This is a genomic window from Allobosea sp. 05T438 (assembly GCF_056396025.1).
Genome location: NZ_JBFTKQ010000012.1, coordinates 141970 through 156672 on the forward strand (window position 1 = coordinate 141970; position 14703 = coordinate 156672).

Here is a 14703-nt window from a genome sequence, read left to right on the forward strand (position 1 = left end):
ACATTGAAGGGCGCAGCTTTTCCGGAGCCCGCCCACGTGACGCGCCCATTGCGGGACGCCCCGCAATTCTATCTCACTTCCCCGACCGCGTGTCCCTATCTGCCGGGACGCGAGGAGCGGAAGGTATTTACGCACCTGGTCGGGTCCCGGGCGCGCGAGCTCAACGATGTGCTGTCGCAGGGCGGCTTCCGCCGTTCGCAGAGCATCGCCTACCGCCCTGCCTGCGAGACCTGCCGGGCTTGCATCTCCGTCCGGATCTGCGTCGACGACTTCCGCTATTCGCGCGGCTTCCGCCGGGTTCTGGCGCGCAACAGCGACCTGATCGGCGAAGTGCGGCCGCCGCAGCCGCGCTCCGAGCACTATTCGCTCTTCCGCGCCTATCTCGACGAACGCCATCCGGATGGCGGCATGGCGACGATGTCGGCACTCGACTTCGCGATGATGGTCGAGGATACCCATGTCGAGACGCATCTCGTCGAATACCGCCGGCGCGGTCCCGATTCGGGCTTCACCGGCCGCGGCGACGGCGACCTATTCGCAATGGCGCTGACCGACAAGCTGAGCGACGGGCTCTCCATGGTCTACTCGGTCTATGATCCGAGCCTGGAACTGCGCTCGCTCGGCACCTTCATGGTGCTGGACCATATCGCTCGCGCCCGGCGCCTCGGCCTGCCCTTTGTCTATCTCGGCTATTGGGTCGAAGGCTCGCCGAAGATGGCCTACAAGGCCCGCTTCCTGCCGCAGGAGCGCCTGATGCCGCAGGGCTGGGAGCGCGTCGACGGGAACGATTCAACCGATTGAAACGCATCAGCGACGCGCGGAAAACGCGCTTGCCGCACCTTGCTCCGCCCGACACTCTAGCGACAACAGCCATGGCAGCAGAGCCACGCGACAGGGGCCGATCGGGAGGAATGATGAGCCAGGAACTGACCGACAGGCTGGAGCGCTGCTATACCGGCATCATCCACGACACGATGCGGGCGATGGACCTGAAGGATTTCGTGCTGCCGCCGGAGCTGCGCCCGCTCCTGCCCGGCCAGAAGCTTGCGGGACCCGCCTTCACCGTCGAGGGCAAGACCGGCGAGTTCGACGCGCATGAGACGCTGCTCGGCTGGACCGGCCTGCTCTCCGCCGCCAAGCCCGGCCATGTCTGGGTCTGCCAGCCGAACACCGACGAGATCGCGCTGATGGGCGAGCTCTCGGCCGAGACGCTGAAGAACAAGGGCGTGCGCGGCTGCGTCATCGACGGGCTCTCGCGCGATACCGAATTCATGGTCGAGATGGGCTTCCAGGCCTATTTCAAGGCCTATACGCCGCGCGACATCGTCGGCGTCTGGCTGCCCAAGGCGGTCGACGAACCCATCAAGATCGGCGATGTCTGGATCCGCCCGGGCGACTACATCCTTGCCGACCGCGACGGCGTCGTCCGCATTCCCGCCGAGATCATCGAGGAGGTTCTGGAGAAGTCGGAAACGGCGATCTCGGCCGAAAACAAGGTCCGCAATGCGATCCTCGCCGGAACCGACCCGCAGCAGGCCTATCTGCAGTACGGCAAGTTCTGAGACGCTCCACCCGCGCCGTCATCCCGGGCGGAGCGAAGCGGAGACCCGGTTTCCGGAGCGCTTGCGAATGAAGTTCAGGCATGGATCCCGGATCGGCGCCGCCAAGGCGGCTCGTCCGGGATGACAGCCGGAGGGAAGGAAACAGGGCCATGACCCACGACCCGCGCCTCATCCTGCTCGATCCGCGCGACAACGTCCTGGTCGCGCGAATGCGGCTGAAAGCCGGCGACAGCGTCGAAACCGGCTCCGGTCCCGCAGCGCTCGACCGCGACATCGCGCTCGCCCACAAGATCGCCCGCCGCGCTATCGCCGCCGGCGAGAAGATCCTGAAATACGGCGCGCCGATCGGCCTCGCCACCGAGGCGATTGCCGCCGGCGCGCATGTCCATGTCCACAACATGCGCAGCGACTACACGCCGACCTATCACCTCGAAGACGAGCGCAATGCGGGGGCCTCGGCATGAGCGAAATGCGCGGCTATCTCCGCTCCGACGGGCGCAAGGGCATCCGCAACACCGTCGCGGTCGCCTATCTCGTCGAATGCGCCCACCATGTCGCTGTTGAGATAGCGCTGCCCTGGCGCGAGCAAGGCGTCCACGCCATCGGTTTTCCCGGATGCTATCCGAACCCCTATGCCGAGCGGATGATGGAGCAGCTCTGCACCCACCCCAATGTCGGGGCCGTGTTGCTGGTCTCGCTGGGATGCGAGAGTTTCAACAAATACGCGCTGGAGCGGGCGATCCGCGCCACCGGCCGGCCGGTGAAAACCATCATCATCCAGAGCACGGGCGGCACCCGCTCCTCGATCCGCGAGGGCCGCGCCTGGGTCGAGGAGCAGCGCATCGCGCTCGACGCGCAGGAAACCGTGCCGATGGCGGTTTCCGAGCTCGTGATCGGGACGGTCTGCGGCGGCTCGGACGGCACCTCCGGGATCACCGGCAATCCGGCGGCGGGACGCGCCTTCGACCAACTCATCTCGGAGGGCGCCGCCTGCATCTTCGAGGAAACCGGCGAGTTGATCGGCTGCGAGCACATCATGGCGGCGCGCGCAGTGACGCCGGAGCTCGGCGCCGAGCTTGAGAAATCGGTGGCCAAAGCGGCGCGCTACTATGCGACGCTGGGCTATGGCTCCTTCGCCGCCGGCAATGCCGAGGGTGGCCTCTCGACCATCGAGGAGAAGTCGATGGGCGCCTATGCCAAATCGGGGGCTTCGCCGATCTCCGGCCTGCTCAAGCCCGGCGATGTGCCGCCGCATGGCGGGCTCTACCTGCTCGATGTCGTGCCGGACGGCGAGGTGCGTTTCGGCTTCCCCAACATCAACGACAACGCCGAGATCGCCGAACTGATCGCCTGCGGCGCGCATTGCGTGCTGTTCGTGACGGGCAGAGGCTCGGTCGTCGGCTCGGCGATATCGCCCGTCGTGAAGATCTGCGCCAATCCCGAGACCTATCGCCGGATGTCCGAGGATATGGACGTCGATGCCGGACGCATCCTCGAGGGCCACGCCAGCCTCGACGAAGTCGGCCAGGAGATCCGCAACCTCGTCGTCTCGCTCGGCCAGGGCGGCAAGACGAAGTCCGAGGAACTCGGCCATCAGGAATTCATCCTGACCTACAAGAGCTTCGAGCCGCTGGGCCCGGCCTGCCTGCCGGCAGCCTGAAACTCAGGCGCGTCACGGTGCACGCTTCCGCCGCCGAGGCGGATCGGCTAAGCCCCTTCGCATGAAGGGGATGGCGGGACGAGTGAACTGGCACAGGAGCGCGCTCGCGCTGCTGGCGGTCTATGTCCTCGTCCTGCAGACGACGCTCGCGGCGCTTGCCGCCGGGCTTTCGGCCCAGCCTTCGCCCACGCTTATCCACCCGCTTTGCGCGCCCGGGCGGACGGCTCCCGCCGAGCCCGGATCGGATGGCGGCGGCGCCAAGCTACCCGACTGCTGCGCGAGCCTGTGCCTCTCGGCTGCGATCGCCCTGCCGCCGCCGACGGCGCTCTTTGCGATTGCCCAGCGAGAGCCGGCGTCGCACATCGCCGCCGCGCGGCCGGCAGCTCCCGCCACGCTTCCCGCAGCGCATGGCTACCCGCTCGGCGCCCGCGCTCCCCCTTCCCCGGTCTGAAGCCCTTTCCCTTCAGCTCAGACCAGGATTTTCCATGACAACCGTCTCCACGGCTGCCGCCGCGCCCGAGCGCGCGGACCGGCGCGCCGCCTCGCTCTACCGCGCCGTCTGGCGCTGGCACTTCTATGCCGGCCTGATCACCCTGCCCTTCCTCATCCTGCTGGCCGTGACGGGCGGCCTCTACCTTTTCCGGGCCGAGATCGACGGCCTGATCCATCGCGACGTCAAACAGGTCGAGGCCCGCACGACGGGCGAGCGGCCGCCCAGCGAGATCGTCGCGCAGGCCGTGAGAGCCTTTGCCGGCCAGCCCGTGAAATATGTGCCGCCGGAGACCGCGACCGCTTCGGCCGAAGTCACCATCCGCGGTGCGGGCGGGGCGCGGATGGTCGTCTATGTCGACCCCTATGAGGGGCGTGTGCTGGGCCAGATCCCGGATCGCGGCACGGTGATGTGGGTAATCCGCCAGTTGCACAGCCTTGCCTATTTCGGGCCGGTCGCGAACGGCGTCATCGAGATCGTCGGCGGCTGGGCGATCCTGCTCGTGCTGACCGGCCTTTATCTGTGGTGGCCGCGCAAGCAGAACGGCGGTGTCGTCACCGTGCGCGGCAAGCCGCGACAGCGCGTGTTCTGGCGGGACCTGCACGCGGTCACCGGGCTCATTGCCGGCGGCTTTATCCTGTTCCTCGCCATCACCGGCATGCCCTGGTCGGTGCTTTGGGGAGCCAAGGTCAATCAATGGGCCAATGGGCACAATTTCGGCTATCCGGCCGGCGTCCGTGTCGCCGTACCGATGTCGGACGAGCACCTCGCCCATGCCGGCCCGACCTCGTGGTCGCTGGAACAGGCCAGGGTCCCGGAATCGGCGGCAGCCGACGGCAAGCCGATCGACCTCGACGCGGCGGTCGCAGCCTTCGACCGCCTCGGCCTGAAGCGGGGCTATGCCATCAACCTCCCGAGCGGGCCGAGCGGCGTCTATACCGGCTCGGTCTATCCAAAGGACATGGCATTCCAGCGGGTGGTCCATCTCGACCAATATAGCGGCAAGCCGCTGATCGACATGAGCTATGCCGATTACGGCCCGCTCGGCAAAGCGCTGGAATGGGGCATCAACGTTCATATGGGCCAGGAATTCGGCCTGGCGAACCAGTTGTTGATGCTCGCGGTCTGCCTTGCGATCATCCTCCTTGCGGTCTCGGCTCTGGTGATGTGGTGGAAGCGGCGGCCACGGGGCTCGCTCGGCGTCCCGCCATTGCCGGCGGAGAAGGCGACGCTGCGGATCGTCCTCGGCCTGCTCGCGATCGGGGGACTCATCTTCCCGCTGGTGGGGTTGTCTCTGATCGCGATGGCCCTGGCCGATCATCTCCTGACCAGGAATTCGCAATCGATACGCGCATAATCCGACAAACTCGCCGATCGATAAGGGCGCATATCACCTGCAAGACGGCGGGGCGCTCCGCCCCGCTGTCCAGAAAAAGAACCTGTTGCCTTAAGAGTAAATCAAGCTGGTTCGGGCATGGTCTGGCCGCTACTTCGCCGTGGGGGCCTTCATGTTGCGTAACCTGACCCGGATGCCGGCCGACATGTCGTCGGATTCGCGCCGGCAGTTGCTTCATGCGGTCACGGATCTGTTCCTCCTCGATCAGGAACCGAGCGAGACCGTCAAGGAACACTACGGGGAGATCGCGACGACTTCGCTCAGCCACCTCGGCGACGATGAACGCAAGGGCTATGCCGACCGCGTGGCGAGCATGCCGACCCTGCCGAACAATGTCGCTGTTACCCTCGGCAGCGACAGCAACGCCGAGGTCGCCCGGCTCGTGCTGGTCCTCTCGCCGGTCTTGACCGACACCGATCTTGCGGCCATCGCCGTCACCCAGTCGCAGCAGCACCTTGTCGCCATCGCGGAGCGTGCGCGGCTTTCTGAAGGCGTCACCGACATCCTGGTCGAGCGTGGCGACCAGAAGGTGCTGCACACGGTCAGCGCCAACGAAGGCGCGGCCTTCTCCGACCGCGGCTTCGATCGGCTGCTCGAGCGCGGCCAGGGCGATGCCGATATCACCGGCGCACTGGCCCGCCGCTCGGACCTTGCGCCGAACCGTGCCCAGCGCGTCCTGCGGATCGTCGAGCAGTTCGCGGAAGGGGCGGCTCCCGGCGCGAGCACAACGCAGGAGGCCGCCTCCCTCGCCCGCCAGGCGCGCCAGCAACGCCTCGAGGTCAAGCTCCTGATCTCGGACCTGGCCGCGAAGGTCCGCGAGGTCGACGACGTGCTGACCATGCTGGCCGACGAAGATCGTGCCTATCATCTCGCCCAGGTCCTAGCGCAGATCGCCGATATCACGATCGAGCAGGCGCTGCGCGTGCTGATGCAGCGCGATGCCAGCGGCATCGCCGTCACCTGCCGCTCGCTCGGGATCGGCACCACGGCTTTCCGCGCCATCCTGCAATTGCGCGCGCGGCGGCTCTACTTCTCCTCCCGTGACATCGACGACGATGTCGACGCCTATGCCAAGCTGGACCTTGCGACCGCCGAGCGGACGCTGCGCTTCCTCAAGCTCCGGACGAAGATCGCCTGAGCGACCCGTGGCCACGCCACAAAACCGCGACATTCACCCCGCCTCATGCTAGCTTCCCGCAGGGCGCTTCTGCGCGAGGATGGCTTCGACGTGAGATTTCCGCTTCTTTCGGCTGCGGCGCTTTCGGTTCTTTTCGCGGGTGCGGCGCAGGCACAGACCTTTCTGCCCCTCACTGGTTTCGCCGCCCTGCCGTCCTTCGCCTGGGACGAGCCGATGATCTCGCCGCGATGGGAGGGCTCCTACGCCCGCATCTCCTCGGGCTTCCAGGTCACGAGCTCGAAGCATATGCGCACCAGCGCCGGGCCGACATTCGGTCTCGAGGCCGGGACGATGCGGCGCGAGGGCAACTTCGTCTACGGCATCRTCGGCGCGATCGACTATGCCCCGGCAATCGGCGGTTACGGCTATCCGGGCTTCGGCAATACGGCCTACACGCGCGACTTCGCGGGCGCCTTCCAGGTCAAGACCGGTGTGCTGGTGACGCCCGACGTCCTGCTCTACACCAAGGTCGGCATGTCGGCCGCCAACGAAAGCTGGCGCTACGGGGCGACGCCATTCTCGGCGCCCTTCAGCCAGAGCGAGATCGCCGTGCGGCCCGAGGCCCGGGCCGGCGTGGAATGGGCCGTGACCGACAAGATCACGCTCAGCCTCGAAGCCGGCATTCTCGGCCGTCCCATCCGCTGAGAGCTTGAGTCAAGCGGCTGCGCATTTGATTCCGCATCCGGGCATAAGTCATTGAGTCTTGCGTCATTCTCGGGCGTAGCGGAGCGCCGACCCGAGAATTTCCTACAGGATGGGGGCCAGAACGCCCGACGCCCGAGATGCTCGGGACAAGCCCGAGCATGACGCCTGGTCCTATCCCGAGGCTACCCCCCGAAAGTATTGCTCTTCGGGAAGCCCTTGGGCGGAAGGCGCCCGGCTTCGGCGCGGTGGCCCAGCCATTCCATGAGATCGGCCTGCGGCACGGTCCAGGTGCGGCCGGAGGTATCGAGCCAGGTCAGGCCGTCGGCGAGGTTGAAGGTCTTCGCGTCGGATAGGCCGCCATCCTTGTAGCGCTGCAGGCGCACGCCCTTGCCGCGGCCCATCTCCGCCACTTCCGAGATCGGGAAGCAGAGCAGCTTGCGGTTCTGGCCGATGATCGCGACATGATCGCCATCGGCCGGCACCGCCAGCATGGCGACCGTCGCGCCGTCGACATTCAGAACCTGCCGCCCCTTGCGGGTATTGGCGACGACATCGTCGGCGGGGGCGACGAAGCCCCGGCCCTCGCTCGTCACCATCAGCAGCTTCGAGGCCGGCTTGTAGGCGAAAGCGGAGACGATTTCGGCTGTCTCCTCCAATTCGATCATCAGCCGGATCGGATCGCCGAAACCACGCCCGCCCGGCAGCTTCGAGGCGTCGAGCGTGAAGACCTTGCCGTTCGAGGCGAGCACCAGAACCTTCGCAGTCGTCTCGGTGAAGAACGCCATCTGGAGCGCATCGTCGCCCTTGAAGGAGAAGCTGGAGCGATCCTGCACATGGCCCTTCAGAGCGCGGATCCAGCCCTTCTTCGAGATCACGACCGTGATCGGCTCACGCTCGACCATGGCCTGGGTCAGGTCGATATCGGCGGTATCCGGCATGTCCGCGAACTCGGTGCGGCGCTTGCCGATCGCCGTCTCCGGGCCGAAAGCCTTCTTCACCTGTCGGATGTCCCAGGCGATCGTCTTCCACTGGGTCGCCTCCGAAGCGAGCAATTCCTCGATCTGCCCCTTTTCCTTGGTGAGTTGGTCGAGCTCGGTCTTGAGCTGCATTTCCTCGAGCTTGCGCAGGGCGCGCAGGCGCGTGTCGAGGATGGCGTTGGCCTGGATCTCGGTGAGGTCGAAGACCTTCATCAGCTCGATCTTCGGCTCGTCCTCCTCGCGGATGATTTTGATCACCCGGTCGAGGTCGAGATAGACGATCAGCAGGCCGCGCAGGATTTCGAGGCGCTTCTCGATCTGGCCGAGTCGGAAGCGCGAACGCCGCTGCAAAACTTCGCGGCGGTGGTCGAGCCAGGCGCGCAGCGCCTCGGCGAGGCCGAGCACGCGCGGCACGAGACCGCCGGTCAGCACGTTCATGTTCATCGGAATGCGCGATTCCAGCTCGGAGAGCTTGAACAGCGATTCCATCATCAGGTTGGCGTCGACGTTGCGGGCGCGCGGCTCGATGACGACGCGGATGTCTTCCGCGGACTCGTCGCGCAGATCCGCGACCAAAGGCAGCTTCTTGTCGTTGAGCAGCTCGGCGATCTTCTCGATCAGCCGGCCCTTCGAGACCATGTAGGGGATCTCGGTGACCACCGCGAGCCAGGTGCCGCGGCCCTGATCCTCGACATGCCAGCGTGCGCGGGTGCGGAAGGCGCCGCGGCCGGTGCGGTAGGTCTCCGCCATCGAGGCGCGGGTCTCGACGATGATGCCGCCGGTCGGGAAATCCGGGCCGGGCACGAAGGTCATCAACTGCTCGGAGGAGGTCTCCGGGTGCTGGATCAAATAGAGCGCGGCGTCGCAGAGCTCGGCGGCATTGTGCGGCGGGATCGAGGTCGCCATGCCCACGGCGATGCCCTGCGAGCCGTTGGCGAGCAGGTTCGGGAAGGCAGCCGGGAGCACGACCGGCTCCTCGTCTTCGCCATTATAGGTCTCTCGGAAATCGACCGCGTCCTCGTCGATGCCGTCGAGGAGGAGGCGCGCGACCTCGGTCATGCGCGCTTCGGTGTAACGATAGGCGGCGGCGTTATCGCCGTCGATATTGCCGAAATTGCCCTGCCCGTCGACGAGCGGATAGCGCTGCGCGAAATCCTGCGCGAGGCGCACCAGCGCGTCATAGACCGACTGGTCGCCATGCGGGTGGAACTTACCGATGACGTCGCCGACGATACGGGCGCATTTCTTGTGGACTTGGCCCGGATCGAGCCGGAGCAGCCGCATGGCATGCAGGATGCGGCGGTGGACGGGCTTCAGCCCGTCGCGCGCATCCGGCAGGGCGCGATGCATGATGGTGGAGAGCGCATAGGCGAGATAGCGCTCCTCGAGCGCCGATTTCAGATCGATGCGCTCGGCTTCATCCTCCGGCGGCGGATCGACCGGTTTGCCCATACGTCTTCAGCCCTCGTCTTGTCGCAAACTCGCGTAGTCCCGATCCCGTCGCATTCGGGCGGTACGACCGATGCGAAAAACGTGATCGATTCTCAAAGCTCGGAGCATCGCTCCACGCGAAAAACCGGTACCCGCTTTTTCGCGCAATGCTCTATGGCACAGTGCGAATCGCCCCGCCAGAACAATGCAGGTACGCAGCCATGCGTGCAAACGCCCGGGCCGGCATTTTGCGCTCAATCGGTGGATGAATCCGCCGTAGGTGAATTCGCCGCGATGCGCGTGGCCAGCTCCACCAGCCGCGCCCGCTCCGGCGGCTCGCGCAGGCCGCGCGGCTCGTAGAGGTGACGGCGCAGGAAATACCCCGTCAAGGCGAAACCGGCCAGAAGCTCGGCCGAGGATGGCTCGCGCCCGCCCTGCCCCTCGACGAGGAAGGCCGGCAATGCCAGCAGCCGGTCGATATAGGGTTGCGCTGCCCGCCGGCTGACGGCCTTGCCCGATTTCGGCGAGACATGGCTGAGATCGTCGGGGGAGCCGGTCACGACACAGCGCGCCAGATCGAGTCCGAAGCCCAGTTCCGACAGCATGGCGAGTTCAAAGCGCACGACCAGCGGCGGCGTAAGGCGCAGTTCGTCGAGATGGGCGATGAGGACGGCGAGGCCTTCGTAGAGGCCGGGATGCGGGTCCCGCTCCGGCAGAAGCCGCAGCAGCCCGGCGATCGTGCCCAGCCCGTAGAGCGCGACCGGAGCCGCCATCAGCCGCGCCGCATGCGAGGTCAAAAGCTCGACCTTGTACTCGCCAAGATGCTCGTCGAGCCGGGCGCGCCAGGTCAGAGAGATGTGATTGCCGGGTTGCAGCTGCGGCTGGGCCTTCTGCGAACGCCCGCCCCTGACGAGGCCGAGATGGCGGCCATGGTCACGCGTCATCACCTCGAGGATCACGGCGCTTTCGCCGTGGGCCTTGAGGCCGATGATCGTGCCCTCGTCCGTCCATTCCATGGAGACAGGATTTAGGCCAGCCGGGCGCGGGAAGAAACCACGTCATGGTCGGGCTTGACCCGACCATCTCGGAAGCCAGCGAGCTGGTCACGAGATTCTCGGGTCACTGGAGTGCGGCGCCCGAGAATGACGGCAGGCCTCACGCCACGTACTGGGCGATCCCGCCGCCAAAGGACCAGTCCTCGCGCTTGACCTCGACGAGGTTGATGAAGATGTCGTCGGGCTTCAGACCGGGTTCGCGGGCCAGGTTCGCCGCGATGGCGGCATAGAGCTTCTTCTTCTGCGTGACACCACGGGTGTTGGCGACGGTGATCTGGATGATGACCAGACCCACGCTGCGATTGAAGCCGAAATAGTTGGCATCGAAGACGAACTCGCCGGCGTCATGTTGATGCACGACGGCGAAGAGGTCCTTCTCCGGCACCTCGAAGGTTTCGCGCAACGCCCTGTAGACGCCGTCGACGATCGCGGCGGGTTCGGAGGCTGGACGGCCGCGCCGCATCGAAATCCGGATCAGAGGCATGGTTCTCTCCATCAGCGGCGGCGTTCAGCCGCGGGTCGATGACAGGAATCTAGCGTTGATCCACAAAACAATAAACCGTATCATTATTGATATCATAAATATGGATTTTCAATCTATGAGCAACCCTGCCCTCGATGTGGAAGCGGTTGCGGCCTTCCTCCAGGCGGCCGAGCTATCAAGCTTCACCCGTGCGGCACAGGCGCTCGGCTCGACGCAATCTCTGGTCAGCACKCGGATCAAGCGGCTGGAGACAACACTCGGGAAGCTCCTGCTGCAGCGGCATCCGCGGCTGGTAAGGCTCACTTCCGAGGGTGAGCGTTTCCTGCCGGCCGCCCGCGCATTTCTTGTTGCCCACAACCGAGCGCTCGCGACGTTCAGCGAGGCAATGGAACGCATCGCCATTGGCATCAGTGAGCAGGCCGCAGGCGCCGATGTTCCAGCGCTACTCGCGCGACTGGCTGCGCACGACCCCGGTCTTGTCGTCAATCTGCGCATCGAGCCGTCGAGCCAACTGGAAACGGCCTATGAGGCGGGTGATCTCGATGCGGTCCTCACCCGCAGGATCGGCGCCGGCAAGACCGGCGAGGTTCTGCGCGAGGATAGCCTTGGCTGGTTCGCCTCCCCCGCTTTGACGCGTCAGCACGACGCGCCGTTGCCGCTCATCAATCTCGTCGCCGAATGCCGCTTGCGGCAGCACGCAATCAACGCGCTCGACCGGCACGCTATCGATTGGCGCGAAGCCTTCATCGGAGGCGGGATGGCTGCCGTACAGGCTGCGCTTGCGGGCGGCCTCGGGGTCGCGGCCCTGGCATCCCGGATCGCCCCGCCGGGCGCCGTCGATATCGGTACGGATTGGGGGCTACCTTCGCTCGGGCGCTCGCCGATCGTGCTGCGCAGCAATGCCGCGACCGTACGCGGCCGCGCCTTCGTGCGGGAGCTGGCGGCCGCATTCCGCGGCTAGAGCCCGCTGATCTCGCACGGAAACACGCCGCCATTCCGGGCCAGGCCCGGAGTGACGGCGGATCTCCGCTAAAGACCGCGCGCCCCTAGCCGACCACGCGCTCGACGCGGCTGATCACGCGCTTCTCACGCAGCTCGCTGATGATCGCCGAGAGGTGCTTCAGGTCCCACACGGTGAGGTCGATCGTGACATCGGTGAAGTCCGGGTTAGGACGATTCATCGAGACCGAGTCGATATTGCCGTCATGCTCGGCAATCGTCGTGGTGATCTGGGCGAGCGAGCCGGGCTCGTTCAGCGACTTCAGCGCAATGCGGGCGGGGAAACGCTGCGGCACCTTGTCGTCGAGATCCCAGCGCACATCGAGCCAGCGCTCGGGCTCGTTGTCGAAGGCGGCGAGCGCCGGCGACTGGATCGGGTAGATCGTCACGCCCTCGCCCGGCGTCAGGATGCCGACGATGCGATCGCCCGGCACCGCACCGCCCTGTGGAGCGAAGCGCACCGGCAGGTCGCGGCCGAGGCCACGGATCGGGATGGCGCTGTCGGAAGGCCCCTCGCCCGGAAGCTTGAACTTGAGATTCTCGCCCTGGCGCAGTTCGAACCAACCCTTGCCGCTGGCCGTAGCGCCAGGCTTGGTCTCGGTCGAAGCGCGCTTCTCCGGCTCGAGATCGGGATAGACCGCCTTCACGACATCGCCGGAATACATCTCGCCGCGACCGACGGCGGCGAGCACGTCATCGACCGTGTTGCGGGCGAGGCGCCTGAGCGCAGCCTTGAGCTTGTCGTCGGAGAAAGCGCGCTCGGCGCGGGAGAAGGCGCGCTCGAGGATCTGGCGACCCAGACCGGCATATTGCCGGCGCACGGCGGCGCGCGTGGCGCGCCGGATGGCGGCGCGCGCCTTGCCGGTGACGACGAGCGATTCCCAGGCGGCCGGCGGCGCCTGCCCCTCGGCGCGGGTGATCTCGACCTCGTCGCCGTTCTGCAACTCGGTCAGGAGCGGCGCGATGCGGCCGTTGATCTTGGCGCCGACGGCGCTGTTGCCGACATCGGTATGGACGGCATAGGCGAAGTCGATCGGCGTCGCGCCGCGCGGCAGGGCGATGAGCCGGCCCTTCGGCGTGAAGCAGAAGACCTGATCGTGGAAGAGCTCGAGCTTGGTGTGCTCGAGAAACTCCTCGGGGCTGTCGCCCTCGTTCAGCAGATCGACGGTGCGGCGCAGCCACTGATAAGCGCGGCTCTCGTCGCCGAGCTGGGTCGGCTCGCCGGGCCGGCCATCCTTGTAGTGCGCATGCGCGGCGATGCCGTATTCGGCGATACGGTCCATGGTGTCGGTGCGGATCTGCAATTCGACGCGGCTATGACCGGGGCCTACCACGGTGGTGTGGATCGAGCGGTAGTCGTTCTGCTTCGGCGTCGAGATGTAGTCCTTGTAGCGGCCCGGCACCATCGGCCAGGTCATGTGGACGATGCCGAGCACGCGGTAACAGTCCTCCGGCTTCTCGACGATGACGCGGAAGCCGAAGATATCCGAGAGCTGCTCGAAGGAGACCGACTTCCGCTCCATCTTCTTCCAGATCGAATAGGGGCGCTTGCGCCGACCGGAGACCTGGGCCTGGATGCCGCTGGCGGCGAGCTTCTCCTTCAGATCGCGCTCGATCTCGCCGATCACCTTGCCCTCACGCTCGGTGACCTCCTCCAGCCGCTTGGTCACGGTGGCGTGAGCTTCCGGCTTGATGTGGCGGAAGGAGAGCTCCTCCAGCTCCTCGCGCAGCTCCTGCATGCCCATGCGGCCGGCGAGCGGCGCGTAGATCTCGATCGTCTCCTCGGCGATGCGCAGCCGCTTCTCCGGGGGGACGAAATGCAGCGTGCGCATGTTGTGCAGGCGGTCGGCGAGCTTGACCAGCAGCACGCGGACATCGTCGGCGATGGCGAGCAGGAGCTTGCGGAAATTCTCGCCCTGCGCCGCCTTCTTGGAGACGAGGTCGAGCTTCTTGATCTTGGTGAGGCCGTCGACGAGCCGGCGGATATCCGGCCCGAACATGCTCTCGATCTCTTCCAGCGTCGCGGCCGTGTCCTCGACCGTATCGTGCAGCACCGCAGCGACGATGGTGGCATCGTCGAGCTTGAGGTCCGTCAGGATCGCCGCGACTTCGAGCGGGTGAGCGAAGAAAGGGTCGCCGGAGGCGCGCTTCTGCGTACCGTGCGCGCGCATGGCATAGACATAGGCCCGGTTGAGCAGGTCCTCGTCGGTATTCGGATTGTAGCTCCTGACCCGGTCAACGAGCTCGTACTGCCGCATTATGCCCATGCGGGCCTCTGCCTCGACATTCTCTTGTTGCAACTCATGATTATTTGCACAGGCTTGGGCGGCAGCAAGGCGTTTTCCGGATGGCGGGCATGAAAAAGCCCGGCATTGCCGGGCTTTAACTTCAAACTATGAACAATCGATTCACGCCGCGACGATCAGTCCTCGTCGTCGGCGCTCTCGGTCGGCGGAACGAGGCCGTCGAGGCCGCGCAGCAGGTCCTCTTCGCTCATCCGGTCGAACTGGATCTCGCTGTCGGGGGTGGCCGCAGTTGCGGGGTTGGCGAGCAGCGGGACGGTCTCCTGCTCCGGCTCATCGACCTCAACATGCTTCTGCAGCGAGTGGATCAGGTCTTCCTTGAGATCCTCGGGCTTCAGCTTCTCCTCGGCGATCTCGCGGAGCGCAACGACAGGGTTCTTGTCGTTGTCGCGCGCAACGAGGATCGACGAGCCCGACTGGATCATCCGCGCGCGGTGGCTGGCGAGCAGCACCAGCTCGAAGCGGTTCTCGACCTTGTCGATGCAGTCTTCAACGGTAACGCGAGCCATGGGCGGCTTCTTCCG

The 14703-nt window shown here is 66.0% G+C and carries 14 protein-coding genes; 9 read left to right on the forward strand and 5 right to left on the reverse strand.

Going from position 1 to position 14703, the window contains the following annotated elements:
* Positions 1–36: 36 nt before the first annotated feature.
* The 8 genes from AC1DIN_RS21560 (at position 37) to AC1DIN_RS21595 (ending at position 6930) form a co-directional block, all read left to right on the forward strand.
* Entirely contained in the window at positions 37–801 is a 765-nt protein-coding gene (locus tag AC1DIN_RS21560; protein WP_476811238.1) for an arginyltransferase, read from the forward strand.
* 113 nt (positions 802–914) lie between these two features.
* Positions 915–1562 carry an RraA family protein gene (locus AC1DIN_RS21565; protein WP_476811239.1) on the forward strand — a complete coding sequence of 216 codons (648 nt, stop codon included), beginning with the start codon at positions 915–917 and terminating at the stop codon, positions 1560–1562.
* 149 nt (positions 1563–1711) lie between these two features.
* Entirely contained in the window at positions 1712–2026 is a 315-nt protein-coding gene (locus tag AC1DIN_RS21570) for a UxaA family hydrolase (RefSeq protein ID WP_476811240.1), read from the forward strand.
* On the forward strand, positions 2023–3222 hold the full coding sequence (locus tag AC1DIN_RS21575; protein WP_476811241.1) for a UxaA family hydrolase: 1200 nt from the start codon (positions 2023–2025) through the stop codon (positions 3220–3222). The genes AC1DIN_RS21570 and AC1DIN_RS21575 overlap by 4 nt, the downstream gene beginning before the upstream one ends.
* An 82-nt stretch (positions 3223–3304) precedes the next feature.
* Positions 3305–3673 (forward strand): hypothetical protein, encoded by a 369-nt coding sequence (locus tag AC1DIN_RS21580; protein ID WP_476811242.1) that lies wholly within the window; start codon positions 3305–3307, stop codon positions 3671–3673.
* 34 nt (positions 3674–3707) lie between these two features.
* Positions 3708–5069 (forward strand): PepSY-associated TM helix domain-containing protein, encoded by a 1362-nt coding sequence (locus AC1DIN_RS21585; protein ID WP_476811243.1) that lies wholly within the window; start codon positions 3708–3710, stop codon positions 5067–5069.
* 151 nt (positions 5070–5220) lie between these two features.
* Positions 5221–6246, forward strand: a complete 1026-nt coding sequence (locus tag AC1DIN_RS21590) for a DUF2336 domain-containing protein (RefSeq protein WP_476811244.1) — start codon at positions 5221–5223, stop codon at positions 6244–6246.
* A gap of 90 nt (positions 6247–6336) precedes the next feature.
* A complete protein-coding gene (locus AC1DIN_RS21595; RefSeq protein ID WP_476811245.1) occupies positions 6337–6930 on the forward strand; it encodes an outer membrane protein in 594 nt (197 codons plus the stop codon).
* Between the two features lie 182 nt (positions 6931–7112).
* Here AC1DIN_RS21595 and parC read toward each other — a convergent pair whose 3' ends face one another.
* From parC to AC1DIN_RS21610, 3 genes are all read right to left on the reverse strand, one after another.
* Complete coding sequence (parC, locus tag AC1DIN_RS21600) at positions 7113–9359, reverse strand: DNA topoisomerase IV subunit A (protein WP_476811246.1); 2247 nt, start codon at positions 9357–9359, stop codon at positions 7113–7115.
* A gap of 233 nt (positions 9360–9592) precedes the next feature.
* A complete protein-coding gene (recO, locus tag AC1DIN_RS21605; protein ID WP_476811247.1) occupies positions 9593–10354 on the reverse strand; it encodes a DNA repair protein RecO in 762 nt (253 codons plus the stop codon).
* Positions 10355–10493: 139 nt separating this feature from the next.
* Positions 10494–10877: a tautomerase family protein gene (locus AC1DIN_RS21610; protein ID WP_476811248.1), complete on the reverse strand. Its 384-nt coding sequence runs from the start codon at positions 10875–10877 to the stop codon at positions 10494–10496.
* On the opposite strand from AC1DIN_RS21610, the gene AC1DIN_RS21615 reads away from it, so the two are divergent.
* Positions 10876–11838, forward strand: a complete 963-nt coding sequence (locus AC1DIN_RS21615) for a LysR substrate-binding domain-containing protein (protein WP_476811249.1) — start codon at positions 10876–10878, stop codon at positions 11836–11838. The genes AC1DIN_RS21610 and AC1DIN_RS21615 overlap by 2 nt on opposite strands.
* Before the next feature lie 85 nt (positions 11839–11923).
* Here AC1DIN_RS21615 and AC1DIN_RS21620 read toward each other — a convergent pair whose 3' ends face one another.
* Together AC1DIN_RS21620 and rpoZ are read right to left on the reverse strand one after the other, a co-directional pair.
* Positions 11924–14137 carry a RelA/SpoT family protein gene (locus AC1DIN_RS21620; RefSeq protein ID WP_441468951.1) on the reverse strand — a complete coding sequence of 738 codons (2214 nt, stop codon included), beginning with the start codon at positions 14135–14137 and terminating at the stop codon, positions 11924–11926.
* Between the two features lie 161 nt (positions 14138–14298).
* Positions 14299–14688, reverse strand: a complete 390-nt coding sequence (gene rpoZ, locus AC1DIN_RS21625; RefSeq protein WP_441468380.1) for a DNA-directed RNA polymerase subunit omega — start codon at positions 14686–14688, stop codon at positions 14299–14301.
* Between the last annotated feature and the right edge of the window lie 15 nt (positions 14689–14703).

Coding starts and splice junctions, on each gene's coding strand:
- AC1DIN_RS21565 (WP_476811239.1), top strand. CDS start 915: ATGAGCCAGGAACTGACCGACAGGCTGGAGCGCTGCTATACCGGCATC.
- AC1DIN_RS21575 (WP_476811241.1), top strand. CDS start 2,023: ATGAGCGAAATGCGCGGCTATCTCCGCTCCGACGGGCGCAAGGGCATC.
- AC1DIN_RS21585 (WP_476811243.1), top strand. CDS start 3,708: ATGACAACCGTCTCCACGGCTGCCGCCGCGCCCGAGCGCGCGGACCGG.
- rpoZ (WP_441468380.1), bottom strand. CDS start 14,688: ATGGCTCGCGTTACCGTTGAAGACTGCATCGACAAGGTCGAGAACCGC.
- AC1DIN_RS21570 (WP_476811240.1), top strand. CDS start 1,712: ATGACCCACGACCCGCGCCTCATCCTGCTCGATCCGCGCGACAACGTC.
- AC1DIN_RS21610 (WP_476811248.1), bottom strand. CDS start 10,877: ATGCCTCTGATCCGGATTTCGATGCGGCGCGGCCGTCCAGCCTCCGAA.
- parC (WP_476811246.1), bottom strand. CDS start 9,359: ATGGGCAAACCGGTCGATCCGCCGCCGGAGGATGAAGCCGAGCGCATC.
- recO (WP_476811247.1), bottom strand. CDS start 10,354: ATGGAATGGACGGACGAGGGCACGATCATCGGCCTCAAGGCCCACGGC.
- AC1DIN_RS21590 (WP_476811244.1), top strand. CDS start 5,221: ATGTTGCGTAACCTGACCCGGATGCCGGCCGACATGTCGTCGGATTCG.